We start from the raw sequence: 23,897 nt of genomic DNA on the forward strand, positions 1-23,897 counted from the left end.
GGCCGATCACGTCAACCCGCGCATCCGGCACCACAACAAGACGGTCCGCGCCGGCCCGCCGTCACGGCGTAGCGCGGCTCCTGCGCGGCGGGCGGGGGAGGAACCCGCTCGTCCTGGCCAGGTAGTCGGCGTACTCGGGGCCGCGTGAGCGGGCCATCCGGCGCTCAAGGAGGGCCTTGCCGCTGCGGTTGACCAGCATGTGGGTCATCAGGAGCGGTGAGACGACGGTGAGTAGGGCGGCCCAGTGCGCGCAGGCGACGAGGAACAGGCCCCACCACACGGTCGCGTCGCCGAAGTAGTTGGGGTGGCGGGTCCACGCCCACAGGCCGCGGTCCATGACCTTCCCCCGGTTGGCGGGGTCGGCCTTGAACCGGGAGAGTTGCAGGTCGCCGATGGTCTCGAAGAGCAGGCCGACGAGCCACACGGCGACGCCGAGCCAGGTGACGATCCCGAGGGGCGCGGTCTCGTACATCGCGACCTGGACGGGCAGCGACACCACCCACATGATGGCGCCCTGCGGCCAGTAGATCGTCCTGATCACGTAGGGGATGACGGGGCTGGTGTTCCTGCGCATCAGCGCGGCGTAACGAGGATCCTCACCCGTGCCCCGGTTCCGCGCGTGGATGTGCGCCCCGAGCCGCACTCCCCACAGCGCGGTGAGGACGAGCACGAGTATCCGCCGCCCGTCGAGCCCGTCCCCGAGCACCTGCGAGGTCACGAAGCTCACCGCCGCGATCACCACGAAGCCGAGGCCCCAGATCGTGTCGATGATGCTCTGGGTGCCCGTCCGCAGCGCGTACGCCATGGTGGCCAGCATCGTCACCACGACGGCGAGCGCCGTCACGAGCAGGTTGGTCAGCAGTCCCGTCATCGCGTCATCTCCGCGGCGAAGTCCAGGAACCCGTCCCTGGCGTTGGTGTAGCGGTGGACAGGGCCCTTGCGGCTGCGCCCGAGCAGGTCGGCCAGCTCCGCGGGGCCGGAGCAGGACGCGGGCACGGTGCCCCACTCGACCGAGTCGGAGGCGCGCAGCCCGCTCCCGGCGGCGACGATCACCTCGCCGTTGAGCTCGCACGACGGGTCGCACAGCGCCGCCACCACGGGGGCGACCGCCTCGGGGTCCATCAGGTGACGATGCTCGCCGGCCATGCCGTTCTCGGTCATTTGCGTCAGCGCGTAGGGCAGGAGCACGTTGGTGTGCACACCGCGCGGCGCGCCTTCGACGGCGACCGTCCGGCCGAGGGCGATCACCGCGCCCTTGCTCGCGGCGTACGCGGACACGGTGGGCTCGCCGTGCAGGCCGGCGGTGGAGGCCACCATGACGATGCGGCCGTGTCTCTGCTCGCGCATGACGGCCGAGCACGCCGCGGCGACCTGGGCGGTGCCGAGGACATTCGTCCGGATGACGGCCTCGAACGCCTCCGGCGTGGACTTGTGGAACATCGCGGGCGCGCTGACGGCGGCGCTGGTCACGCAGGCGTCGATCCGTCCCCAGGTGCCGGTCGCCAACTCGACCAGCCGCCGCGCGGTCGCGGGATCGGCCACGTCGCCGTGCTCGGCGACCGCCTCCCCGCCCGCGGAGCGGATCTCCTCGACCACATGGTCGGCCGGGCCGAGCCCGTTCTCGTCGACCACCCGGTTGCGGTTGTTGACCACCAGTCGCGCGCCGAGGCCCGCCAGGTGCAGGGCGAACGCCCGGCCCAGGCCCCGGCCTCCACCGGTGACGACGACGACGCGCCCGTCGAGGGAGCTCACGCGGGCACCCGCTCGATCAGGACCGCGACGCCTAGTCCGGCCGCGCCGCTGACGGCGGCGACGCCGTACCTGCCGCCGAGCCTGTCGAGCGCGTCGGCGCAGCCGCCGACCATGATGGCTCCGGTGGCGCCGAAGGCGTGGCCCATGGCGATGGTCCCTCCGGCCGGGTTGAGCCGGTCGGGCCCGGGCCCGAGGTCGCGGCGCAGCCGCAGGCACAACGCGGAGAACGCCTCGGCGAACTCGAACACGTCGATGTCGGACGGCTTGAGCCCCGCCTTGGCGATGACCTTCTCGACCGCTGTCTGACCGGCCGTCAGCATGATCACCGGGTCGACGGCGGCGGTCGCGGACGCGATCACGCGGGCACGTGGCCGCAGGCCCTGGTGGTGCGCCTGCTCCTCGGTGCCGAGCACGAGGAGTGCCGCGCCGTCGGCGAGGGCGGGGGAACTGCCGACCGTGTGCAGGTGGGAGATCGCCCCGACCTCGGGGTGGGCGGCGACCGCGAGATCGTCCTGGCCGGAGGCACCCAGTTCCTCGAACGCGGGAGGCAGCGCGGCAAGGGCCGCGGCGGTGGTGCCGGGCCTGATCAGCTCGTCGCGGTCGAAGACCGTGCCGTCGGCGCCCTGCACCGGGACGACCGAGCGGGCGTAGTCGCCGCGGTCCCATGCGGCGGCGGCCTTGGTGTGGGTCTCCACCGCGTAGGCGTCGAGTTCCTCACGCCGCCAGCCGTCGATGGTCGCGTTCAGGTCGGCGGCGACGCCCATGTGGATCGAACCGACCCGCTTGACGGTCTCCGGGTCCGACCACAGCGGGCCGCGGTCGCTGAACATCGGGACGCGCGAGACGCTCTCGACGCCTCCGGCGACGGCGAGGCCGAGGTCGCCCGAGCGGATCCGCGCGGCGGTCTGGGCGACGGCGTCGATGCCGGACGCGCAGAAACGGTTGATCGTGCCTCCGGGGACGCCGTCGCCCCACCCGGTCAGGAGGGTCGCGGTGCGAGCCAGGTTGGCGCCCTGCTCGTCGACCTGCGATGCCGATCCCACCACCACGTCCTCCACGGCCGTGGGATCGAGGCCGGTGCGCTCGACGATGGCCTGCTGCAGCGCGGCGACCAGGTCGACGGGGCTGCGGTGGTGGAGGGAACCGCGGGCGGAGCCTTTGCCGCGAGGGGTCCGCACATACTCCAGCACGTAGACGTCGGACACGATCGCGCCTCTCTGCCGCCCGACATTGACTCTCATAAATGTAGTGTCGATACCCCTGCCCGGCAAGGTCCTCTCGTTGACGGAACACTCTCATTGTTGTAGTAAGAATGGGAGAAGGCAGGGAGGTGGCGGGCATGCCGGAAGCCGTGTGGATCCTCGGCGGATTCCAGACCGATTACGCGCGCAACTGGTCCAGAGCCGGTGACGGGTTCGCCGAGCTGGCCGGGCAGGTGGTGCGCGGCACGCTGGAGGACGCGCGCCTCGCACCCGAAGACGTCGACGTGATCCATGTCGGCAACGCCTTCGGCCAGCTCTTCACCGGTCAGGGACAACTCGGCGGCATGCCGGCGACGGTCGTCCCCGAGCTCTGGGATACTCCGGCGGCGCGGCACGAGGCCGCCTGCGCGTCGGGAGGCGTCGCCGCCCTCGCCGCGATGGCGGACATCGAGGCCGGCCGCTACGACTGCGCCCTCGTGCTCGGTCTCGAACTCGAGCGCACGGTCTCCGGTGACGACGCGGCCGGACACCTCGGCGCGGCCGCCTGGGTCGGGCACGAGGGGGAGGACGCCCGGTTCATGTGGCCGTACATGTTCAGCGCCCTCGCCGACGAGTACGACCGAAGGTACGGCCTCGACGACTCCCACCTGCGCGCGGTGGCCGAGCTGAACTTCCGCAACGCCCGGGCCAACCCCAACGCGCAGACCCGGGGCTGGACCTTCACCGAGGGCAGTTTCCGGGCCGACGACGCCGCCAACCCGGTGGTGGAGGGCAGGCTGCGCCGTACGGACTGCAGTCAGATCACCGACGGCGGCGCCGGCGTGGTCCTGGTCGGCGAGCGGTTCCTGGCCCGCAGGCCCGACCTCGCACGCGAGCCCCTCGCCCGGATCCTCGGCTGGGGCCACCGCACCGTCGGCCTGCCGCTGGCGCAGAAGCTGGAGCGCAGCGCGGACGATCCGTACGTGCTGCCGCATGTGCGGCGGGCCGTGCTCGACGCGTTCCGCCGCGCCGGCACAGCGGACGTGGACGACCTCGACGGCATCGAGACCCATGACTGTTTCACCATGTCGGAGTACGCGGCCATCGACCACTTCGGGATCACGGGACCGGGCGAGAGCTGGAAGGCGATCGAGAACGGCGACCTGGAGATCGGCGGGCGCATCCCCGTGAACCCGAGCGGCGGGCTCATCGGCGGCGGCCACCCCGTCGGCGCGACCGGCGTGCGGATGGTGCTGGACGCCGCGCGTCAGGTCACCGGCCGGGCCGGGGACTACCAGGTGGAGGGGGCGCGCCGGTTCGGCACGCTCAACATCGGCGGCAGCACGACGACGACGGTCGCCTTCGTCGTCGGCGCCGACTGAGCGAGGGAGAACGCCGTGGACGTCGACGTCGTCGGAAGGGTCCTGTCGACCCTGCCGGAGGATGACGATCATCCGTACCGGACCGGGCCGTGGCGGCCGCAGACCACGGAATGGCGCGCCGACGACCTGGAGGTGGTCGGCGAGATCCCCGCCGACCTCGACGGGGTCTACCTGCGCAACACCGAGAACCCCGTGCACCCCGCGCTGGAGCGCTACCACCCGTTCGACGGTGACGGCATGGTCCACGTCGTGGGCTTCCGGGACGGCAAGGCGTTCTACCGCAACAGGTTCATCCGCACGGACGGCTTCCTGGCCGAGGCGGACGCGGGCAAGCCCCTGTGGGCGGGCATCGCCGAGCGGCCCGCGAAGTCCCCGCGCGAGGACGGCTGGGGCGCGCGCGGCCGGATGAAGGACGCGTCGAGCACCGACGTCGTCGTCCACGCGGGCGTGGCGCTGACCAGCTTCTACCAGTGCGGAGACCTCTACCGGCTCGACCCGCTCACGCTGGAGACGCTCGGCAAGGCCGACTGGGGCGGCCGCTTCCCCTTCGACCGCGGCGTCTCCGCGCACACGAAGGTCGACCCGCGCACGGGTGAGCTGCTGTTCTTCAACTACGGCACGGACGAGCCGTACATGCACTACGGCGTCGTCGGCGCGGACGACCGGCTCAGCCACTATGTGGACATCCCGTTGCCCGGTCCGCGCCTGCCGCACGACATGGCCTTCACCGAGAACTACGCGATCCTCAACGACTGCCCGCTGTTCTGGGAGCCGGAGCTGATGGCGCGCGGCATGTACGCGGCCCGGTTCCACCCGGAGCTCCCGACGCGGCTGGGCGTCATCCCGCGCAAGGGCGACTCCTCGCAGGTGCGGTGGTTCGAGGCGGACCCGACGTACGTCCTGCACTGGGTCAACGCGTACGAAGAGGGCGACGAGATCGTCCTGGACGGGTTCTTCCAGGGCGACCCCGAGCCGAAGGACACCGGCGACGGCGGCTACTACCAGCGCATGTTCCGTTTCCTCGCGCTGGACCGGATGCAGACGAGGCTCCACCGCTGGCGGCTCGACCTGGTGACCGGGCGGTGCCGCGAGGAGCGCCTGACCGACTCGATCACCGAGTTCGGCGTGGTCAACAACGCCTACGGCGGCCTGAACTACCGGTACGCCTACGCGGCCACGGGCGCCAAGGGCTGGTTCCTGTTCGACGGCCTGGTCCGGCACGACCTCGTGACCGGCGGCGAGGAGCGCTTCCGCCTCCCCGAGGGCGTGTTCGGCAGTGAGCCCGCGATGGCGCCGCGCTCCGGCGCCTCCGCCGAGGACGACGGCTATCTTGTTACGCTGACGACCGACATGAACGAAGATCGATCCGAGTGTCTGATCTTCGACGCGGCGCGGGTGGCCGACGGTCCGGTGGCGAGGATCAGGCTGCCGGAGCGCGTCTCCAGCGGAACGCACGCCACCTGGGCGCCGGGGGACTCCATCCCCGGCTGGCGAGAGGCCGACTCCCCGGTTCGGGCCCTGCGGCTCTGATGCGGGCGCGGGGGCTCTGATGACGGCCCGGGCGGAGCGGCGCGTCGACGGCGGACCGGACCGCAGACAGACGGAGACGCACGTGCTCGTCCATCCACCGGATCGGCCGACCCGGCTGCCGGCAGGCCATGCCAACGCCGTCGGCCTCACCCTGGGGCTCGTCGGCGACGAGTGGAACCTGCTCATCCTCCGCTACGCGCTGATGGGGGTCCGCAGGTACGGCGAGTGGCGCAAGGCGATGCCCATCTCGCACGCCGTGCTGACCCGCAGGCTCGCGTCGCTGACCGACATGGGGATCCTCGAGAAGGCCGGGGACGAGGGCCAGGGCAGACGGTTCGAGTACCGGCTGACCAAGCGCGGACGCGACCTGTGGCCGGTGCTGCTGACCATCTGGGCCTGGGAGTCGGCCTGGGTGCCCGAACACGTCGAGTCGCTGCCGCGCATGGTCCACCGGACGTGCGGCAAGGAGTTCCTGCCCATCCTCTCGTGCGCCGCCTGCGGCGAGGCGGTGCGCCCGCGCGACATCACCGGCGGCTTCGGCCCGAGCGGCACCTGGGAGCGGTCGGTCCCCGCCGCGACGACCCGCCGCCGATCCGGGTCCACCTCGGAAGGCGGCGCGGGGATGTTCCCGCAGACCATGGCCCTCATCGGCAACCGCTGGTCGGCGGCCATCCTGGGTGCGGCGTTCCAGGGCCTGCACCGGTTCCGCGACTTCGAGCAGAGGCTGGGCGCGCCGCCGACGATCGTCGCAGAACGGCTGCGCTCCTTCTGCGACCTCGGCGTCTTCGAGCAGGCCCCCAGCGCGGAGCGCGCCGACTGGCTCAGCTACCACCTCACGGAGAAGGGGCGTGCCTTCTTCCCCGTCGTCATCACCACGATCGACTGGGGCCAGCGATGGTTCCTGGCGGAGGAGGGCCCCGCCCTCGTCTACACCCACCGCGCCTGTGGCCGTGACTTCCACGCACAGCTCACCTGCGACGCCTGTGCGGTGCCGCTGCGCGGAACCGAGGTCGTGGTGGAACGCCCGGCCTGACGAGAAAGGAGGACCAGGTGTCCTCAGGCATCGCCGATCTGCTGCGCTCCTCGGCGTCGCGGAGCCCCGGCTCCCCAGTGGTGACCGGTGACGGTCGCGCCCTCACCTACGGCGAACTGGCCGAACGGTCCGACCGGGTGGCCGCGGCACTGGCCCGGCTCGCCCCGGGATCCCGGGTGGGCTACGTCGACAGGAACGCGACCGAATACTTCGAACTGCTCTTCGGCGCCGCAAAGGCCGGAGTGGTGCTCGTCCCGCTGAACTTCCGGCTGGCCCCCGACGAGATGCGCTGGATCCTCGGCGACGCGGACGTGTCGCTGGTCGTGGCGGGTCCCGACCATGTGGAGGCCCTTCGCGGCGCCGCGGACGTCCCGGTCATCGCCGTGGGTTCCGACTACGAGGAGTGGCTCGCCGGGCAGGAACCCGCCGACCCGAAGCGGGATGCGACCGGCGACGCGCTGGTGGTCCTCATGTACTCGTCCGGTACCACCGGCCGGCCCAAGGGCGTGCACGTGACCGCCGCCGGTCTCGCCTCCGCCGTCGAGTTGTTCGGCGCGTGCTTCACCCTCGGCCCCGACACGGTCAGCATGGTCCCGATCCCCTACTACCACATCGCCGGGGCCGGGTGGGCGCTCATCACGATCGCCGAGGGGGGCACGCTCGTGCAGTGCCGTGAGCCGACACCCCAGTCGATGCTCGGCCAACTCGTCGATCATCGCGTGACCCACACGGCGCTGGTCCCCGCCGTCATCCAGATCATGACCGAGCTGCCCTCGGCCCGCGACGCCGACTTCTCCGCGCTCCGGCAGGTCGTCTACGGCGCCTCGCCCATCTCGGAGAGCCTGCTGAGCCGGGCGGTCGCCCTGTTCGGCGCGGAGTTCTTCCAGTCCTACGGCCTCACGGAGACGATCGGCGTCACCACGCTGCTCGGACCCGACCAGCACCTGCCGGACAACCCCGTGGAGGGGCGGTTGCGCTCGGCGGGCCGGGCCGTCCCCGGCATGGAGGTCGCGGTGCTCGACCTGGAGACCGGCGGGACGGCGGCGCCGGGAACGGCCGGTGAGGTCATCGTGCGCGGGCCCTGTGTGACGACCGGCTACTGGCGGAACGCCGCCGCGACCGAGGCCGCCTTCCTCCCCGGAGGCTGGCTGCGGACGGGCGACGCCGGGTCGATGGACTCCGACGGCTACCTCTACCTGCACGACCGGCTCAAGGACATGATCGTCAGCGGTGGGGAGAACGTGTACCCCGCCGAGATCGAGAGTGTGCTCGCCGGGCATCCCGCCGTGCTGGAGGCCGCGGTGATCGGGGTGCCGTCCGAGAAGTGGGGGGAGACGCCGCTCGCGGTGGTCGTGCTGCGACCGGGCGCGGAGGCCACCGAGGACGACATGCTGACCTGGGCGCGGGAACGGCTCGCGCACTACAAGTGCCCCACGAAGACCGTGTTCAGCGACGCGCTGCCGCGCAACCCGTCCGGGAAGATCCTCAAGCGGGAGCTGCGCCGTCCGTGGTGGGAGAGCTCAGAGCGCCGCATCGGCTGACGCGCGGAGCGTGGTCCGCCGGATGACTCCGCGCACCTGTACGGCGGAGCCCGGGACCGGGCTCCGCCGTACAGGGTGGGTCAGCGGATCAGAACAGGCGTGCCTGCGGCGTCGGCAGGTCCACCCTGCCGGGGCCGTGCCAGCCGTGCTTGCCGCCGAAGGCGTGTGCGCCCTTGTCGCTCACCAGCGGCAGTGTGACCTTGCTCTTGGACAGGTCGACCGTCACCGCGGCTCCGGTGGCCGTGTCGCGGGAGTAGCTGGAGTCGGTGCCCGCGAGGATCACGCCCAGCCGGTGGCCCTGCTTGAAGGTGTAGTCCTGCGGCAGGGTGTCCCACGTGACGGTGGCGGACTCCCCGGCAGGCAGGGGGGACGACGTCGTCAGCGAGTCGCGGTTCTGCACGTCGATCCAGCCGCGGGCCACGATCTCCAGGGGCCGGCTCACGACGTTCGTGGTGGTCGTCCGGTAGCAGGCGTCGTCGGTCGCCGTGCTGTCGCCGTAGCAGGTCTCGTCGGTGTTCGTCGTGATGCCGCCGCCGGACCGCCAGTCCACTCGGGCCTCCTCGCCGAAGTCGACGAGCAGCGCGGTGAGGTTGGAGGTCGGCTTGTCCAGCGTGACCTTCAGCGACACCTCGGGGGTGCCGGACATCCGCAGGTCGCCGGGGAGCTCGCCGGTCGTGAACGCGACGCGTCCCGCCGCCGGGGTGCCCACGTCCGCGGTCATGGCGTTCTCCGACTGCCTGAGGTCGGTGAACGTCGCCGTCGTGCCCTTGCCGGCCTTGGTGAGGCCGAGGGTGCCGTCGGCGGCCGGGCGCAGCGCGACCTCGTCGGTGTGCGGGGCCGGCCAGTCCTTCTGCGTGATCCAGGTGTCGGGAGCGGCCTGGATGTCGGCGCGCGGCTCTTTCATGATCCCGTTGTGGACGCCCTGCAGCCAGTAGTCGAACCAGCGGTGCAGCGTGTCGACCCAGACGTCACGGCGGTAGTCGAAGGGATCGACGTGCTCGTACTGCCCGAGCCAGATCTTGCGCGGCACGTTCCTGTCGCCCAGCGCGTCCCACCAGGTGGAGAGGTTGTCGGTTTTGACGTTGAGGTCGTTGAGCGTGTGCACCGCGAAGACGCTGGCGCGGACCTTCCGCACGTCGGAGATCGAGCCGTGAAGGTAGTCGCGCTCGTTCCAGAACGCGTTGTAGTTGCCGGTGTCGTCCCCGGCCGCCGCGTCCAGTCCCGTCCGTACGGCCGCGCACTTGGCGTCCGGATCGGTGTCGACGGCGTTGGAGAGATAGGACGGGTAGTTGTAGTTGTAGACGACGCCGTTCATCCGCTGGTAGCGGTACCACGAACTGATGGCGTTGATCGGCACGATGGTGACCAGGCCCTCGACGCCCGTTCCCGCCACCGCGTTGGCGAGCGTGCCGTCGTACGACTTGCCGATCATCCCGGCCTTGCCGGTGCTCCAGGTGGCCTTGACCTGCTTCCCGGCGGCGTCGTACGCCTTCGCGCGGCCGTTCAGCCAGTCGATGACCGCCTTGCCGCCGAGGACGTCCGCCTTGCCGCCCATGTCCGGGCATCCGTCGGACTTGGTCGTGCCGATCATGTCCACGTTGAGCACGGCGTAGCCGCGTGGCACGAAGTAGTTGTCGTAGAACAGGGGGAACTTGAGCGGGTTGCCGTCGGCGTCGTAGGTCTTGCGCTCCGCCTCGTTGCCCCGGCCCGAGTTGTCGTAGTAGGGGCTCTCGTCGATGATGGCGGGAACCTTGAGCCCCCTGTCCGACTCCTTCGGCCGGATGATGTCGACGCGTACGCGGTCCTTCGTGCCGTCGCCGTCGCTGTCGACACTCGACTCGACGTAGACGTATTCGCGGATGGCGTCGGCGTAGGAGAAGACCGGCTGGGTGACTCCTCGCTCGACCTTGATCTTGGGCTGTGTCGCCGCGCCGGCCGGTGTGGTCCCCACGACCATGGCCAGTGCCGCTGTGAGGGCGAGAGCGGCTGAGACGCCTCGCCGACGGGATTTGAGCACGCAAATCCTCCCGGATTACCGGAAAAAGGGACGATCGCGCGCAACTCTCACCCCGCATTGGGGGCCTGACAAGATCTCTTTACGTCTTGTACACCTCCTTGCGGCCGGTATGTGACATATGAGACAGAAGGTGCACCCTGTGTATCAAGAGAGATCACATCCGGTGATCAAGGGCCCGCCTCCCGCGTGCTCCACGGTCAGGAGTGGGTCTCGCGCAGGCGGTTCTTCAGCAGCTTGCCGCTGGCGTTGCGGGGGAGCGCCTCGGCGAACGTCACACCCCGCGGGCACTTGAAGTGGGCGAGGCGCTCGCGCGCGAAGGCGATGACGTCGTCTGCGCCCACCTGTGCGGCTCCAGGCCGGAGCACGACCACGGCGTGGGGCACCTCGCCCCACTGCTCCGACGGCACCCCGATCACGGCGACCTCGGCCACCGCCGGATGCGCGGTGAGCACGCTCTCGACCTCGGCGGGGTACACGTTCTCCCCACCGCTGACGATCATGTCCTTGAGGCGGTCGTGCAGGTAGAGGTAGCCGTCCTCGTCGAACGAGCCGCCGTCTCCGGTGCGCAGCCAGCCGCCGGGCAGGACGGCGGCCTCGGTCGCGGCCGGATTGCGCCAGTACCCGAGCATCACGTGGCCGCCGCCGATGAGCACCTCGCCGCGCTCGCCGGGCGGCAGGTCGCGGATCTCGCCCGGCAGGGCCGCGGGGTCCACCACCCGGATCGGCACGCCGTGCATGGCCTTGCCCGCCGACAGCAGCCGCCGTTCCTGACCGGGGCCGGGCAGGTGGTCGGCCGCGGTGAGCATGGTCACGCCGCCCGTCGACTCGGTGAGGCCGTAGCTCTGGATGAACCGGCAGCCGATGGTCTCGGTCGCCCGGACGATCACCGGCAGGGGGATCGGCGAGGCGCCGTACACCACGTATTTGAGCGCCGACCAGTCATGGGCGGTGACGCCGTCGAGCGACACCAGTCGCTGGATGAGCGTCGGCACCATGACCGCGTGGGACACCCGGCGCGCGATCAGGAGGTCGCGTAGCTCCTCGGGCGCCGTGGCGTTCTCCAGCAGGATGGCCGCCCCGTTCACGGCGGCGATCAGGGCCAGGCCGAAGCCCGAGATGTGGAAGTACGGGATCGGCGCCATCGCCACCGACGTCTCGTCGAGGTCGATCTCGTGGTGCATGGTCGCCAGGGCCCGGCCGAGGTTGCGGCCGCTCAGCATGATGCCCTTGGGCGTCCCCGTGGTCCCGGAGGTATAGAAGATCACCGCTGTCGCGTCCGGATCGGGGCGCGTGTCCGGGTCGACCGGCGGCTGACCGGCCAGCCAGGACTCGTACGGCGTCGCACCCGCGACCGGCTCGGCCGTCACGACCCTGACGACGGACGGCGCCGCCGTGGACGTCAGGCGCTCGTCGCCCGCGCCGAGCACGAGCACGGCGGGCTCGGCGTCGGCGAGGATCCGCGCGACCTCCGGCGGGGCGAGCCGGTTGTTCACCGCGGTGGCGATCGCGCCGATCTTGGCCGCGCCGTACAGGACCTCGAGGAACGAGGCGGCGTTGACGCCGATGTAGGCGATCCGGTCGCCCGCGCGGACGCCGTCGGCCAGCAACGCCTGCGCGACCCGGCTGGAACGCTCATCGAGCTCGGCATGGGTGACGACCCGGCCGGCCTCGATGACGGCGGGCAGGTCCGGGGTGGCGGCCGCGCGGCGGCGCACGATGTCGGCCAGACGGTCGACGCGGGTGCCGTCGGCGTGCAGGGCGTAACCGGCGTCCGGACCGGTTCTGAGCGAGGTGTTCACGATGCCCCCTGGGTGGCCTCGGTGCTGAAGGTGTACGGCGCGAAGACCGGCGGCTCGAAGATCCCCGGCGGGGCCGCCACGACGTCGCCGATCGCGCGGATGACCGGTCCCGCGGTGACGAACTGCGCGGCGGTGGTCCTGCTGTGCGGATCGTCTGGTTCGACCAGGTTCAGCGTCATGGTGAGTCCCGGCCTGCCGGTCACGCTCACCGTCCAGTGGTCGCGCCCGGCGTAGCGCGGCATGGCCGGGTCCATGGTCCAGACGATGGACAGGGTGAGCACACGGCGGCCGGCGGACAGCGCGTGCCATCGCCACTCGGTGGCGGCGACGGTGCCCTTCCTGATGGTCCCCGCCGCCACCTCGAGGTCGCGGACGGCGGGCTCGATGTGGTGATCGGGCTCGTAGGCGTCGACGGCGAGCCTCATGCGTTCGGCCATGAACGCCAGCGTCTCGGTGTAGAGCCGGCCGTACAGCCGGGGCAGTTCGCCCGCCGTGAGGTCGATCGCGGCGGGGTCGGAGCCCATGCCCATCACGTCGAACACGAAGTTCGGATCGGGCATCCGGGTGGCGTCCAGCACCTCGTCGACGACGATCCGGTCCAGCTCGAGACAGACGCCGGACAGGGCGAGGGCCAGGCGCTCGCCGATGACGCCGGGGCTGATGCCGACGCCGTACAGCGTGGTGCCGCCCTCGGCGCAGGCGGCCAGGAACATCTCCTCGCGCTCGCGGCCGTGCGCGCGCGGGAAGTGATTGCCCGCCGTGGTGATGACGTTCTTGCCGGAACGCAGCAGCGCGAGGATGTCGGCGTCGTGCGTCTCGTACGGCACCTGCAGCCGCGGCGTGTGCACGACCACGTCGGCGGGGATCGCCAGGATCTCGTCCCTGTCGCGGGTGGCGACGATCCCGGTGAGGGGACGGCGCGCGATGGCGCCGGCGTCGCGGCCCACCTTGCGGTCGCCGTAGACGTACAGCCCGGCGAGCTCGAGACCGGGGGAGTCGAGCACGGCCCGCAGGCAGGTCTTGCCGATGGCGCCGGTGGCCCACTGGATGACGCGCACGGTCATGCGGCACCTCCGGGCCCTTCATGAGGGACGAGACGGATGGTCAGCCCGGCGGTCTCGATCACGCCCGCCTCGGACGCCCGGAGGTCCAGCGCGACCAGGCCGCGTCTGCCGGTCACGGGGACGAACCGGATCAGCCCACGCCCGGCGCGCACGGCGGCGCCCTCCACTGCGGGGCCCTCCACTGTCCTGCCTTCAACGGTGCTGCCTTCAACGGCGCTGTTCTCCGCGGCGGCGCCTTCCACGGGCAGGCCGAACAGCCGCGACCACAACACCGCCGTCGCGGCGGGATCGGCTACGGCCACGTCGACGGCGACCAGGTCGCCCGCCGGCGCCCCCGGAGACACGCCCGGGGTGTCCCACGCGTCGTAGTGCCAGGCGCGTCCGGGCGGCATCTCGTCGGCCTCGACGAGGACGCCGAGGTCGCCGGGGTGGAGTTGGATGATCGTCGCTCCGTCGAGGTCCTGCCGGTGCACGATCCGCACGCCCGACGCGGCGCACCGCTCGGCCAGCGCCGTCGCCTCGGGGACGCGCAACGCGACCAGGTAGCCGCCTTCGCCGTCCTCGAGGAAGCGGTGCAGGCGGGACTGAGGGCCGGAGGGGGCGACCACCTCCAGGTAGGTGTCGCCGAGCGTCAGCACCTCGTTCGCGATCGCCCAGGCGGCCAGCTCGGGATCGGGGAATCCCGGAGCCAGCCCGAGCCGTTCCCGGATCCCCGCGGCGGCGAGGTCGTGGACCGCGACGGTCGCCTGCACGAGTTCGGGCGCGCTCATCGGCCCGTTCGCAACGTGGACGCGTGCAGCAGCTTCGCCAGTTGCCGCTCGTAGCGGCCGGGGTCGCGAGCCATCCGCGCACGGGCGTCGACCGCCATCCAGTCGGTGTCGGCGACGCTCTCCCCGCGTTCCACCGCACGCAGGCCCGCCCGCGCGACGTCGCGCGGATCCTCCTTGCGCCCGTCCACGTGCGCGGCCATCCGGGTGTCGACCGAGCCGACGATCAGCGAGGTGACCTGCGTGCCCTGCGGTTCCAGCTCGGCTCGGGCGATGGTGCCGAGCCAGAGCGCGGCGGCCTTGGACGTCGAGTAGCCGCCCATGAACGGGGTCGGCACCATCCCGGCCACCGACAGCACGTTGGCGATGGCCCCGCCGCCGTTGGCGGCGAGCACGGGCGCGAACGCGCGGATCATGTTGAGCGTGCCGAAGAAGTTGACCTCCATCTCGGCCCTGGCGGCGTCCGGATCGTCTGTGAGCACCAGGCGCCGGTTGGCGAAATGGCCCGCGTTGTTGATCAGGACGGACACGTCGGCGCACATGGAGGCCGCCGCGGTGACCTGGCCGAGGTCGGTGACGTCGAGCCGTACCGGCACCGCTCCGGCCTCGACGAGCGCGGTGTCCACGTCGCCGGGGTCGCGGGTGCCCGCGTAGACCCGGGCCGCGCCGCGAGCCAGCAACTCCTCGACGAACGCCCTGCCGATGCCCCTGTTGCCGCCGGTGACGAGGGCGGCCCGGCCCGTCAGCTCGATCATCGGGCCGCTCCGCCGTAAACCGGGTCGTTCGGGTGCTTGCCGCCGCGGACGAGCACGGACGGGTCGGGGACGAGCATGCCGAAGATCCAGGTCTCATTGGCGGGCGCGTCGTGGTTCCACTCCCACACGAGCGTGCGGTGCGCGATGCCCCAGCGGCCGTCGCGGCGCTCGAACCTGTCGATGATCCGGGCGCCGACGAACGAGTGGCCGTGCCCGTCGGGCGTGCGCACCCGCGTGAACGTCGTCACGTACGACTCGGCCTGGGCGGTGTCCGGATCGTCCCCCAGCTCGACCAGCACGTTGGTCATGCAGTGCATGGTCCGGCCGCGCGGATGTGCCACCACCGGGGCGACGCTCGCCACGTAGTCCTCCGCGCTGCCGCTGAACACGCCGCCGTGGTCCTCGGTCGCCCCGGGGAGGTAGCAGGCCGAGACGCCCGCGACGTCACCCCGATCCACCGCGCGCAGATAGCGCGCCAGCACCTCGTAGATGTCCTGTTTGTCGAGCAGTTCCCGCAACCGGTCCGTCACGCCTGGCCTCCTCACCGTCTCAACCTCACCGACTTGACCGCACCGACTCAACCGCACCGTCCGGCCGTCTCGCCGTCCGGGGGGAGCGGCCGACAGGCCAGGCATCACGCTACAACTAAGAGAGTTAAGCGGCCAGGGTTGATTGCGGACGAGTTTCGGCCGGGGCGTGACCCGTTGACGCGGTAACTCTGTCTGCTGTAGTAACGCTGTGACCGGCAACACACTGCCGCCAGCCGTACGGAACTCGCAGGGGAGCGACGTCGGATGCACAGAACGCACAGCGCCCAGGACGCCGGAGCTCACCGGTGACCCGGGGACTGCACTCGCGGGAGCGGGTCGAGGAATACACCCGCCTCGGCTGGTGGAGCGACGAGACGATGGACGGCCTGTTCCGCGTCCGGGTCGACGCCGCCCCCGACCGGCTCGCCCTCGTGGACCCGCGCAACAAGGACGACCTGCTAGGGGTCCCGCCGCGGCGGCTCACCTGGCGTGAGCTCGAGGCGGAGGTGAACCGGCTCGCCGCCGTGTTCCTCCGGCACGGGCTGGGCGCCGGTGACGTGCTGGGCGTGCAACTGCCCAACACCGTCGAGTTGGTCACCGTCTATCTCGCGTGCTGGCGGCTGGGGATCGTGGTCTCGCCGCTGCCGGTGCAGTACCGCGAGCATGAGGTGACGGAACTGGGAGCCCTCGCCGGGTTCGCGGGGTTCGTCACCGTCGGGCGGTCCGGTGACCGCCGGCCGGCCGACGAGGTCCGTACGGCCCTGCCCGGCCTGGGGGCGGTCCTCGCGTACGGGGAGGACCTGGACGCGGAGCTCGCCGGGACCGACCCGGAGGAGGCGCGCCGGCTCGTGGAGGACTACGCGGCCGCCCACCCGGCGGACCCGAACGACTGCGTCACGATCTGCTGGACGTCGGGGACCGAGAGCACGCCCAAGGGGGTGCCGCGCACCCACTACGACTGGCTGGCGATGAGCTGGGCGACCGTGGACGCGCCCCGGCTGACCGGCGACGACGTACTGCTCAACCCGTTCCCCATGGTGAACATGGCGGGCATCAACGGGATGTTCCTGCCGTGGTTGCGGGTCGGGGGCGTGCTCGTGCAGCATCACCCGTTCGACCTGCCCACGTTCCTGGCGCAGATCGCCGAGGAGCGCGCGACGTACACGGTGGCGCCGCCCGCGCTCCTGTCCCTGCTGCTGGCACGCGCGGACCTCCTCGCCCGCGCCGACATCTCGTCGCTCCGCCTGATCGGGTCCGGGTCCGCGCCGCTCCCGCCCCCGATGGTGAAGGGCTGGCAGGACGTCCACGGCATCGGCATCGTGAACTTCTTCGGCTCGAACGAGGGGATCGCGCTGCTGACCGACCCTCACGACGTGCCCGATCCCGAGCAGCGGGCACGCTACTTCCCCCGGTACGGCGTGCCGGGGGTCAGGTGGAGTTCGCGGATCTCCCGCCAGGTGTCGGTCAGGCTCGTCGACCCCGACACCGGCGAGGAGGTCACGGAGCCGGGCCGCCCGGGAGAGTTGCGTCTCAAGGGCCCGACGGTCTTCGCGGGGTATCTCAAGGGCGAGCGCCTGCCCGATCCGTTCGACGAGCGGGGCTACCTGCGGACCGGTGACGTCTTCGTCATCGACGGCGAGCGCGGCGAGTTCCTCCGGTACGTCGACCGGGCCAAGGACCTCATCATCCGCGGCGGCATGAACATCGCCCCCGCGGAGATCGAGGGACTGCTCTCCGCCCATCCCGGGGTCGCCGACGTCGCCGTCGTCGGTTATCCGGACGAGGTCCTGGGCGAGCGGGTCTGCGCGGTCGTCGTGCCCAAGGAGGGCGCCGAGGTCACCCTCGACGACCTTCTCGGTCACCTCCGGGCGGCCAGGATCGCCTCCTACAAACTGCCGGAGCGGCTGGAGACGCGCACCGTCCTGCCGCGCAACCCGGTCGGCAAGATCCTGAAGCGCGAACTCCGCCGTGAGATCGCCTGACACCCGAGACAGCGGAGGAGACGAGATGGACGACGCCGCGCGACTGCAAGTCGCCCGCGACATGGTCGAGGCGTGGAACACCATGGACTGGGAGCGGGTGGTGGACCTGTTCGCGCCCGACGGCGTCCTGCACAGCGTCATGCAGGAGCCCATCGTGGGCCACGACGCGATCCGCGGACGGCTCACCGCGCTGACGGACGGGCTCGAACGGATCACCCTGGAGATCAAGGCCATGGGCGTCATCGACGGCCGGGTCTTCATCGAACGGCGGGACGTGTTCGACGTGAAGGGCCATCACGGCGAGGTGCCCGCGGTGGGCGTCCTGTCCGTGGAGGACGGCCGCGTCACCGAGTGGCTGGAGTACTACGACCGGCCGACGCTGCTGCGCGGCATGGGCCTGGGCGCCGACTTCGCGCACTGACGGGCGGGCTTCTCGGGGCCGCACCGACGACGTCGGCCCCGAAGGAGTAGGGGGGTACTCATGACCGGCACGCCCACCTGCCGGTCATATGGGGACATGGAAGAACACCTACCGGTTGAGCCGCGACCTGTGCCGGAGCCGTCACCCGACGATCCGCCCCAGGACTTCGACGAGCCCGACTATGACGAGATCGATCGCGAGGTGGCGCGCGATGCCGAGACCCAGTGAGCTGCTGAAGGAGATGACCAGGTACCTCGGGTACGCGGAACCCGCCGGCGGGAGGACCGTGTTCGGGGCCTCCTTCCGTGAGCGGAAGGACCTGCGGCCCACGGACGCCTGGGACAAGGGCGCGTGGTGCGACATGTACGTCGCGCAGTGCGCGCTGGCCGCGGGCGGCAAGGACATGCTCGCCGTCGTCGGCGACTTCGCCTGGACGGTGGGCCACGCCCAATGGTTCAAGGACAACGGCCGCTGGCACGCGGGGACGGCCGGCATCCGCGCCGGCGACATCGTCTTCTTCGACTGGGCGGGCGGCAAGAAGATCGACGCCATCGACCATGTCGCCACGGTGGAGAAGGTCCACTCGGCGCGCGACATCCAGACGATCGACGGCAACATCGGCGACTCCTGTGTGCGGAACCGGCGGACGAACGCCTGCGTGGTCGGCTTCGGCCGCCCGGCGTACGACGGCAGGCCGTCCGTCCCGAATCTCTCGCTCGCGGCCGTGCTGGCCGAGTTGGGAGACGCTCCCGGGTTCCCCGGCACGGTTCAGCAGGGGCACAAGGGCGCGAACGTGCGGCGCGTCCAGGAGAAACTCCGCCGCCGCCGGTTCAAGCTCGGGCCCGCCGGGGTGGACGCCGACTTCGGCCCGGACACCAGGGCGGCCGTCAGAGGCTTCCAGGAGAGTCAGGGCATGGACGCGACGGGGGTCGTGGACAAGCGGACCTGGGTGGCCCTGTGGGAGGCCCGCCTCAAGGCTTGACCTCCGCGCGGATCTCCGCCCGCGAGGGCCGCGCCTGCACGACCGGTCTGTCACCGTCCGGTCAGACGGTGACCCACTCCGTCGTGAAGACGACGTCGCCGACGCGGCAGCGCAAGCTCAGCGGACCGGGCGGAACCCGGTCCACGATGAAGCGGCCGAGCGCGTCCGTGGTGACGGACACGGGGGTGTGCCCCCGGACCTCCACCACCGCGTGAGCCGGCGGCGTCACCTGGCCGATGACACGGCGGGACGGCCCGGCTGCGGTGATCTCCAGATCGAGGCCGGCCGCCTGTCCGCCGAACCCGAGCACGCGCGCCTGCGCCGGGCCGCGGACGGCCGCCGTCCCGGCCATCGAGTCGAACGTCAACTCGGCGAGTTCGGCGTCGACCGTACGGAACCGGAACGCCTCGACGGCGACCTCCACGAGGGCGGCCGGCACCGGGTCGAGAAGCTCCGCGGCCCGCCGCAGCGCACCCTCCAGTTCCGCGTCGTCGTCGACGTCACCGTTCACGCACGTCACCGTTCACGTCGCCGGCCCTCCGGTTCGCCGCGTCATCACGTGAGCAACCTTCTCAGGTGACCGAGGCAGCGCCCCCGCGTCGGGCCGATGCTTCCGATCGCGATGCCGAGACCGGCCGCGATCTCGGCGTAGCTCGGCGGAGGCGAGGCCATCAGGACCCGCAGCAGCCGCCTGCAGTTGTCGGAGAGCTGTTCGTACGCCTGCCAGACACGGCGCAGCGCGGCCTCCTGCCCCGCGGCCTCCTCGGCGTCGAGCACGGCCTGCTCGGGGGAGCGGTCGTCGGCCTCGGGCGACAGCACGTCCACGTCACTGGTCGGCACGACCCTGCGGGATCCGCGGATGACCTTGAGGCACTCGTGGCGCGCGGTGCTCGCCAGCCAGGAGCCGACCTTGTCCGGTTCCCTGATCCGGGTGAGGTTGTCGGCGAGCCGGAACCACGTGGTCTGGAAGACCTCGTGGGCGTCGGCGTCGATCAGCCGGTGCGAGCGGACGACCGACCAGACGAGTGGGCTGAGGCGGCCGACGAGTGCCTCCCAAGCCGCCGCGTCTCCCTTGGCCGCGGCCTGGAAGAGGGCGCCGGTCGAGTCGATGTCCACGCGGCACGCCCTTACGTCGGGTGCATCCGGGATCGTCATCGTACGACGAGGGGGACCTGCCGTGTGAGGAGCGAGACCTGTTCGAGATCGGCCGCGACCTCCCGGGTGCCGCACGCGGTTTCCGCCGTTCCTTCACGGCACGGAAAGCGGGGGGTGAATCTGGTCGGGAACGGATCCGGGCCGTCCGGGTGATAGCCGGTGAACCTGGTGCGCGCCTCGCACGAGAATCGGAGACCGGATGAGAACAGAGCCGTATCCGCCCCCCACGGCGCGGCAGACCCTGAGCGACGCCGAGGTGATCGAACGGTCCGGGCGCGAGCCCGAGACGTTCGCGGTCCTCTACGACCGTCATGCCGCGCACATCCACCGCTATGTGACCCGCAGGCTCGGCGCGGACGTCGCCGACGACGTGGTCGCCGACACCTTCCTGGACGCGTTCCGCCAGCGGGGCCGTTACCGGAGCGACCGGGCCGACGCCCGGCCGTGGCTGTACGGGATCGCCGCCAACCTCATCGGCAAACACCGCCGCGCGGAGACGCGGATGCTCCACGCGTTCGCCCGCACGGGAGCCGACCCGGTGGCACAGACCTACGCCGACCAGGTCGACGACCGGGTGTCCGCCGCCGCGGCGCAGCGGAGGCTCGCCGACGCGATCGCCGGGCTCCCGCCGAAGTACCGGGAGGTCCTTCTGCTGGTCGCCTGGGCCGGACTCTCCCACGAGGAGACGGCGGAGGCGCTGGGCATCGCGCCGGGCACCGTGCGGTCTCGGTTGCACAGAGCCCGGAAGAGGGCGCTCGCCGCGCTCGGCGGACAGAACCCCGTTTCCATCACTGAGGAGATCGGCAATGAATGACCTGGACTTCGTCCGTGAGATGCGGGCCGACGCCCCCGAGACCTCGCCCGCCCGGTTGTCGGCGGGGAGGGAACGCCTGCGCACCGCGATCACTTCACCGGCCGCCACGCCGGCGAGGTCGCGCAGGACCCTGCCTCGCCGTCCCCTGCTCGTCGCGGGTGGCCTGACCCTGGCCACGGCCGTCGCCGCCGCCGGTGTGGTCGTCGGGTTCCCGCACGACGACGGAGCCGTCGTCGCCCCCCGGCCCACCGCGTTCCAGCTGAGCGCGGCGTCCGAAGTGCTCAACAAGGCGGCACTGGCCGTCGAGGGACAGCCGAAGCGGGCATACACGCCCACGCAGTGGCTGTACTACAAGGCGTTCAGCTACCAGTACGGAAGCGCCCTGACCACCAGCGAGACCTGGGAGACGTTCGACGGCATGAAGGACGCCGACGTCGCGACCGGCAAGCTCGTCGTCTACAGACACACCAGGACCGGGCCGAGTGACGGGACGCCGCTCGGCGCCTACCGGCTGCTCACTTCGTTGCCGACGGATCCGGACGCGATGATCGCCGCCCTCTACGAGATCGCCGGATCCCCGCCGGAGGACGGCGGACTCAGCCGCGACGAGTTCGCCTTCAGGAGCATCCAGCAACTCGTGTGGAACTCACTGGCGGGCGCGCCGCCGCACGTCCAGGCCGCGCTCTACCGGGCGCTGGGGCGGCTGCCCGGCGTCGAGGTCCGGTCGAAGGTGGAGTACGCCCCCGGCCGGTCGGCCATCGGCGTCTTCTCGAGCCCGACTCATGCCCTGCTCCTCGACCCCGTGACGTATCGCATGATCGGGTGGGCCGAGGTGAGCGACGGAACGCGTCCCGTCAATCCGAAGCCCGACGTGACCGGCAAGCCCGGCGATCCGTGGAACATGCCCGCCCGTCCCGCCGGCACCGTCCTGTCCTCCTTCACCCGCAGCGAGGTGATCGCGGTCGCCGCGCCGGGCCGGCGCCGGGCGTGACGTGCGCGGTCGATCAGCCCGAGGCCAGACTGATCAACCGCCGCAGCGCGGTCCTGTCGCTGCTGCCGAGGTTCTCGTAGGCCCGGCACAGCTGGTTGGCGACCGTCCTGATGGACAGTCCCAGCCGCTTGGCGATCTCACGGTTGGTGAGGCCCGCCGCCGCCAGGCCGGCGATCTGCCGCTGCCTCGGGGTCAGGCGGGGGGTCGCGAGGTCGAGCAGCGCCGGGGTGTGGGCCCCCTGGCAGGCCTGGGCCAGCGTCGAGGCGTAGGCGATGGAGGCGTCCGCGGATCGGGTGTCGCGGTGGGCCTTCGCGGCGTGGCCCGCCGCCTCGGCGGCATGCAGCAGCAGGCCGAGGTCCGCCAGCCTCCTGGCCACCTTGTCCAGGGCGGGCCCGTCCGCCGCCACGAGAGCGGCGGCGTGGTCGGCGAGCAGGGGAGCGAGGTCACCCGGCAGGGTGTCGGCGAGCCGCCTGAGCCGATCGGCGACCAGGCCGGGCGCGCCGAGCCGTACGACGTCGTGCAGGGCGAACAGCTCACCTGATCCTGGGCCGGTGAACCGGCCGTCACCGTGCGGCGCGAGCGGCGGTCCCGGTTTCGCGGCGCCGGAACGGGCGAGGCTGTGCAGCGCGAAGAGGCCATCCGGCAGGCGGGCGCCCGACCTGCACGCTCGGGCGGCCGCCAGGGCGGATCCCACCGCGGCGTCCTGCTCGCCCCGGGTGGCGAAGACCCACGCCCGCGCGAGGAGGAACGAGGCGGGCGTGGCCAGGAACTCGGGTAAGGAGTCCTGCGGCCACCGGCCCAACGCGTCCTCCGCCGTCAGCAGGTCACCGGACTGGGTGGCCGAGCAGGCCAGCTCCGCCAGGCACGGCCCGTGCAGGGGAGAGCGCCGCAGGCCCTCGGTGCTCCAGGCCACCGCTTCACGGAGCTCGCCGCGGAGCCGGGCGATCCAGGCCCGGCGCGCGCAGAAGTCGACCATGCCGGGTTCGTCCCAGCCCTCGTCCTCCTCCGTGAGCCGCTCGCCGATGCCTGGGACGACCTGCGTCACGTCGCCGGCGTGACCGAGTGCGGTCAGCTCCGCGCACTGGGCCGACAACGCCGCCGCCAGGTTCTCCTGAGGCCGTGCCGTACGGCTCAGCCGGAGCGCGCGCAGCCGCCCGACGCCGGCACGTACGGCGGGGCCGAACAGGGGGTGGGCCAGCCGTACGAGAAGGGCGTCGTCGGTCACGACCAGTCCCCTCGCCTCCAGCCTCTCCAGCGGGGCGACGGGAGTCCCGGCGGCGGTGGCGTCGACCGGCTCGCCGAAGGCGACGAGCTCGAGCGCCTCCCGCTCGGCGCCGTCGACCTCTCCCATGGCGGCCCCGACCAGGTCCCTGAGCCGGCCCGTCATGGGCACGGCTCCACGCCACCGCCACACGCCGTTCACCCGCCGCAACATGCCCGCCTCGCGCGTCGCGACGACCAGTTCGCGGAGCAGCCACAGGTTCCCGTCGCTCACCCGCCGGAGCCTCTGCGCGGTCAGCGCCTCGACATGGTCACCGAGCACCGCACTGAGGACCTGGGTCACCTCCGTGGCGGGCAGCGGGCCGAGGCGGAGGTGGGAGAGCATGTGCTGCCGCCCGAGTGCGAGGACGGCGTCGGGGGCGGCGGCGCCGCCCGGCAGGGTGAGCAGGACGCGCGCGCGCCGGTTGGCCACCAGGTGATGGACGAGCGCCGCCGAGGCGTCGTCGAGAAGGTGGGCGTCGTCCACGACGAGCACGCGCACCGGCCGCAGAGCGTCGACGGCCCGGCTCAGCGAGTCGGCCGCCGCACCGGGCAGCAGGTGCGCGAACGCCGCGAATCGAAGCGGCGCGGTGCCGCGCGTCCCGGTGACCCAGGCGTGCGGGAGACCGGCGACGGACTCGGCCGCGAGACGGCTCCTGCCGGCGCCGGCGCCGGCGGTGACGACGATGCCGCGGCGGTCGCCGTGAAGGGCTTCACGTATCAGGTCGAGCTCGGCCCCGCGCCCGCCGAACGGCCACTTGTCCCGAGGATCCTCCATGTGAATGAAGAGCAGGCCGCCGCCGCTTTGATACATGCCGGTCCGGCAGGGGACGGCGCACAGCGTCGCGTCCGCGGACGTGAGGGATCTTTCAAGCAATCTTGACTCCGCATTCACGGACCCTTGACCAGAGAGCGCTCTCGCGTCAAGATCGGGCGAACGC

The 23,897-nt window shown here is 71.7% G+C and carries 22 protein-coding genes; 10 read left to right on the forward strand and 12 right to left on the reverse strand.

Features of this window, described 5'->3' with window-relative positions; genetic code table 11:
• Positions 1 to 61 precede the first annotated feature (61 nt).
• From Pmi06nite_RS30185 to Pmi06nite_RS30195, 3 genes are read right to left on the reverse strand one after another with little or no spacing between them, the layout of a single operon-like run.
• Positions 62 to 871, reverse strand: a complete 810-nt coding sequence (locus Pmi06nite_RS30185; RefSeq protein ID WP_203956557.1) for a DUF1295 domain-containing protein — start codon at positions 869 to 871, stop codon at positions 62 to 64.
• Positions 868 to 1,752: an SDR family NAD(P)-dependent oxidoreductase gene (locus Pmi06nite_RS30190; RefSeq protein WP_203956558.1), complete on the reverse strand. Its 885-nt coding sequence runs from the start codon at positions 1,750 to 1,752 to the stop codon at positions 868 to 870. The genes Pmi06nite_RS30185 and Pmi06nite_RS30190 overlap by 4 nt, the downstream gene beginning before the upstream one ends.
• Positions 1,749 to 2,993: an acetyl-CoA C-acyltransferase gene (locus tag Pmi06nite_RS30195; protein ID WP_239114295.1), complete on the reverse strand. Its 1,245-nt coding sequence runs from the start codon at positions 2,991 to 2,993 to the stop codon at positions 1,749 to 1,751. Before Pmi06nite_RS30195 ends, Pmi06nite_RS30190 begins: the two co-directional genes overlap by 4 nt.
• A gap of 98 nt (positions 2,994 to 3,091) precedes the next feature.
• Here Pmi06nite_RS30195 and Pmi06nite_RS30200 point away from each other — a divergent pair, with 98 nt between their 5' ends.
• Genes Pmi06nite_RS30200 through Pmi06nite_RS30215 form a run of 4 tightly spaced genes read left to right on the forward strand, consistent with a single transcriptional unit; the run spans position 3,092 to position 8,419 of the window.
• A complete protein-coding gene (locus Pmi06nite_RS30200; protein ID WP_203956559.1) occupies positions 3,092 to 4,315 on the forward strand; it encodes an acetyl-CoA acetyltransferase in 1,224 nt (407 codons plus the stop codon).
• Between the two features lie 15 nt (positions 4,316 to 4,330).
• Positions 4,331 to 5,845 carry a carotenoid oxygenase family protein gene (locus Pmi06nite_RS30205; RefSeq protein ID WP_203956560.1) on the forward strand — a complete coding sequence of 505 codons (1,515 nt, stop codon included), beginning with the start codon at positions 4,331 to 4,333 and terminating at the stop codon, positions 5,843 to 5,845.
• Positions 5,846 to 5,864: 19 nt separating this feature from the next.
• Positions 5,865 to 6,878: a winged helix-turn-helix transcriptional regulator gene (locus Pmi06nite_RS30210; RefSeq protein WP_203956561.1), complete on the forward strand. Its 1,014-nt coding sequence runs from the start codon at positions 5,865 to 5,867 to the stop codon at positions 6,876 to 6,878.
• Positions 6,879 to 6,895: 17 nt separating this feature from the next.
• A complete protein-coding gene (locus tag Pmi06nite_RS30215) occupies positions 6,896 to 8,419 on the forward strand; it encodes a long-chain-fatty-acid--CoA ligase (protein WP_203956562.1) in 1,524 nt (507 codons plus the stop codon).
• Positions 8,420 to 8,507: 88 nt separating this feature from the next.
• On the opposite strand, the gene Pmi06nite_RS30220 is transcribed toward Pmi06nite_RS30215, so the two are convergent.
• From Pmi06nite_RS30220 to Pmi06nite_RS30245, 6 genes are all read right to left on the reverse strand, one after another.
• Complete coding sequence (locus Pmi06nite_RS30220) at positions 8,508 to 10,436, reverse strand: Xaa-Pro dipeptidyl-peptidase (protein ID WP_239114296.1); 1,929 nt, start codon at positions 10,434 to 10,436, stop codon at positions 8,508 to 8,510.
• A gap of 197 nt (positions 10,437 to 10,633) precedes the next feature.
• On the reverse strand, positions 10,634 to 12,235 hold the full coding sequence (locus Pmi06nite_RS30225) for a long-chain-fatty-acid--CoA ligase (protein ID WP_203956563.1): 1,602 nt from the start codon (positions 12,233 to 12,235) through the stop codon (positions 10,634 to 10,636).
• Complete coding sequence (locus Pmi06nite_RS30230) at positions 12,232 to 13,299, reverse strand: NAD(P)H-dependent amine dehydrogenase family protein (protein WP_203956564.1); 1,068 nt, start codon at positions 13,297 to 13,299, stop codon at positions 12,232 to 12,234. The genes Pmi06nite_RS30225 and Pmi06nite_RS30230 overlap by 4 nt, the downstream gene beginning before the upstream one ends.
• Positions 13,296 to 14,069, reverse strand: a complete 774-nt coding sequence (locus Pmi06nite_RS30235) for a VOC family protein (protein WP_203956565.1) — start codon at positions 14,067 to 14,069, stop codon at positions 13,296 to 13,298. Before Pmi06nite_RS30235 ends, Pmi06nite_RS30230 begins: the two co-directional genes overlap by 4 nt.
• Positions 14,066 to 14,821, reverse strand: coding sequence for an SDR family oxidoreductase (locus Pmi06nite_RS30240; protein ID WP_203956566.1), 756 nt, complete (start codon positions 14,819 to 14,821; stop codon positions 14,066 to 14,068). The genes Pmi06nite_RS30235 and Pmi06nite_RS30240 overlap by 4 nt, the downstream gene beginning before the upstream one ends.
• Positions 14,818 to 15,351 carry a nuclear transport factor 2 family protein gene (locus tag Pmi06nite_RS30245; RefSeq protein WP_203956567.1) on the reverse strand — a complete coding sequence of 178 codons (534 nt, stop codon included), beginning with the start codon at positions 15,349 to 15,351 and terminating at the stop codon, positions 14,818 to 14,820. Before Pmi06nite_RS30245 ends, Pmi06nite_RS30240 begins: the two co-directional genes overlap by 4 nt.
• Before the next feature lie 305 nt (positions 15,352 to 15,656).
• Between Pmi06nite_RS30245 and Pmi06nite_RS30250 the strand changes: the two genes are divergently transcribed.
• The 4 genes from Pmi06nite_RS30250 to Pmi06nite_RS30265 are packed head-to-tail and all read left to right on the forward strand — an operon-like array spanning position 15,657 to position 18,736.
• The gene (locus Pmi06nite_RS30250; protein ID WP_239114297.1) at positions 15,657 to 17,333 is read left to right on the forward strand and encodes a class I adenylate-forming enzyme family protein; all 1,677 of its coding nucleotides are present in this window, start codon (positions 15,657 to 15,659) and stop codon (positions 17,331 to 17,333) included.
• Positions 17,334 to 17,358: 25 nt separating this feature from the next.
• The gene (locus Pmi06nite_RS30255; RefSeq protein ID WP_203956568.1) at positions 17,359 to 17,754 is read left to right on the forward strand and encodes a nuclear transport factor 2 family protein; all 396 of its coding nucleotides are present in this window, start codon (positions 17,359 to 17,361) and stop codon (positions 17,752 to 17,754) included.
• 60 nt (positions 17,755 to 17,814) lie between these two features.
• A complete protein-coding gene (locus Pmi06nite_RS30260; protein ID WP_203956569.1) occupies positions 17,815 to 17,982 on the forward strand; it encodes a hypothetical protein in 168 nt (55 codons plus the stop codon).
• Positions 17,966 to 18,736, forward strand: a complete 771-nt coding sequence (locus Pmi06nite_RS30265) for a peptidoglycan-binding protein (protein ID WP_203956570.1) — start codon at positions 17,966 to 17,968, stop codon at positions 18,734 to 18,736. Before Pmi06nite_RS30260 ends, Pmi06nite_RS30265 begins: the two co-directional genes overlap by 17 nt.
• Positions 18,737 to 18,797: 61 nt before the next feature.
• Here Pmi06nite_RS30265 and Pmi06nite_RS30270 read toward each other — a convergent pair whose 3' ends face one another.
• Positions 18,798 to 19,247 (reverse strand): hypothetical protein, encoded by a 450-nt coding sequence (locus Pmi06nite_RS30270; protein ID WP_203956571.1) that lies wholly within the window; start codon positions 19,245 to 19,247, stop codon positions 18,798 to 18,800.
• Positions 19,248 to 19,291: 44 nt separating this feature from the next.
• On the reverse strand, positions 19,292 to 19,852 hold the full coding sequence (locus Pmi06nite_RS30275) for an RNA polymerase sigma factor (RefSeq protein ID WP_203956572.1): 561 nt from the start codon (positions 19,850 to 19,852) through the stop codon (positions 19,292 to 19,294).
• A 238-nt stretch (positions 19,853 to 20,090) separates the two neighbouring features.
• Between Pmi06nite_RS30275 and Pmi06nite_RS30280 the strand changes: the two genes are divergently transcribed.
• Together Pmi06nite_RS30280 and Pmi06nite_RS30285 are read left to right on the forward strand one after the other, a co-directional pair.
• Positions 20,091 to 20,705 (forward strand): RNA polymerase sigma factor, encoded by a 615-nt coding sequence (locus Pmi06nite_RS30280; RefSeq protein WP_203956573.1) that lies wholly within the window; start codon positions 20,091 to 20,093, stop codon positions 20,703 to 20,705.
• On the forward strand, positions 20,698 to 21,696 hold the full coding sequence (locus Pmi06nite_RS30285) for a CU044_5270 family protein (protein ID WP_203956574.1): 999 nt from the start codon (positions 20,698 to 20,700) through the stop codon (positions 21,694 to 21,696). The genes Pmi06nite_RS30280 and Pmi06nite_RS30285 overlap by 8 nt, the downstream gene beginning before the upstream one ends.
• 13 nt (positions 21,697 to 21,709) lie before the next feature.
• On the opposite strand, the gene Pmi06nite_RS30290 is transcribed toward Pmi06nite_RS30285, so the two are convergent.
• Complete coding sequence (locus Pmi06nite_RS30290; protein WP_203956575.1) at positions 21,710 to 23,833, reverse strand: helix-turn-helix domain-containing protein; 2,124 nt, start codon at positions 23,831 to 23,833, stop codon at positions 21,710 to 21,712.
• Positions 23,834 to 23,897 lie beyond the last annotated feature (64 nt).

It is taken from the genome of Planotetraspora mira, from assembly GCF_016863275.1.
GTDB classification, from domain to species: domain Bacteria; phylum Actinomycetota; class Actinomycetes; order Streptosporangiales; family Streptosporangiaceae; genus Planotetraspora; species Planotetraspora mira.

Excerpts from the sequence above, each read along its gene's own strand:
- Pmi06nite_RS30230 (WP_203956564.1), bottom strand. The coding sequence starts at position 13,299 with ATGACCGTGCGCGTCATCCAGTGGGCCACCGGCGCCATCGGCAAGACC.
- Pmi06nite_RS30260 (WP_203956569.1), top strand. The coding sequence starts at position 17,815 with ATGACCGGCACGCCCACCTGCCGGTCATATGGGGACATGGAAGAACAC.
- Pmi06nite_RS30240 (WP_203956566.1), bottom strand. The coding sequence starts at position 14,821 with ATGATCGAGCTGACGGGCCGGGCCGCCCTCGTCACCGGCGGCAACAGG.
- Pmi06nite_RS30280 (WP_203956573.1), top strand. The coding sequence starts at position 20,091 with ATGAGAACAGAGCCGTATCCGCCCCCCACGGCGCGGCAGACCCTGAGC.
- Pmi06nite_RS30185 (WP_203956557.1), bottom strand. The coding sequence starts at position 871 with ATGACGGGACTGCTGACCAACCTGCTCGTGACGGCGCTCGCCGTCGTG.
- Pmi06nite_RS30195 (WP_239114295.1), bottom strand. The coding sequence starts at position 2,993 with ATGAGAGTCAATGTCGGGCGGCAGAGAGGCGCGATCGTGTCCGACGTC.
- Pmi06nite_RS30285 (WP_203956574.1), top strand. The coding sequence starts at position 20,698 with ATGAATGACCTGGACTTCGTCCGTGAGATGCGGGCCGACGCCCCCGAG.
- Pmi06nite_RS30200 (WP_203956559.1), top strand. The coding sequence starts at position 3,092 with ATGCCGGAAGCCGTGTGGATCCTCGGCGGATTCCAGACCGATTACGCG.
- Pmi06nite_RS30255 (WP_203956568.1), top strand. The coding sequence starts at position 17,359 with ATGGACGACGCCGCGCGACTGCAAGTCGCCCGCGACATGGTCGAGGCG.
- Pmi06nite_RS30235 (WP_203956565.1), bottom strand. The coding sequence starts at position 14,069 with ATGAGCGCGCCCGAACTCGTGCAGGCGACCGTCGCGGTCCACGACCTC.
- Pmi06nite_RS30265 (WP_203956570.1), top strand. The coding sequence starts at position 17,966 with ATGCCGAGACCCAGTGAGCTGCTGAAGGAGATGACCAGGTACCTCGGG.
- Pmi06nite_RS30210 (WP_203956561.1), top strand. The coding sequence starts at position 5,865 with ATGACGGCCCGGGCGGAGCGGCGCGTCGACGGCGGACCGGACCGCAGA.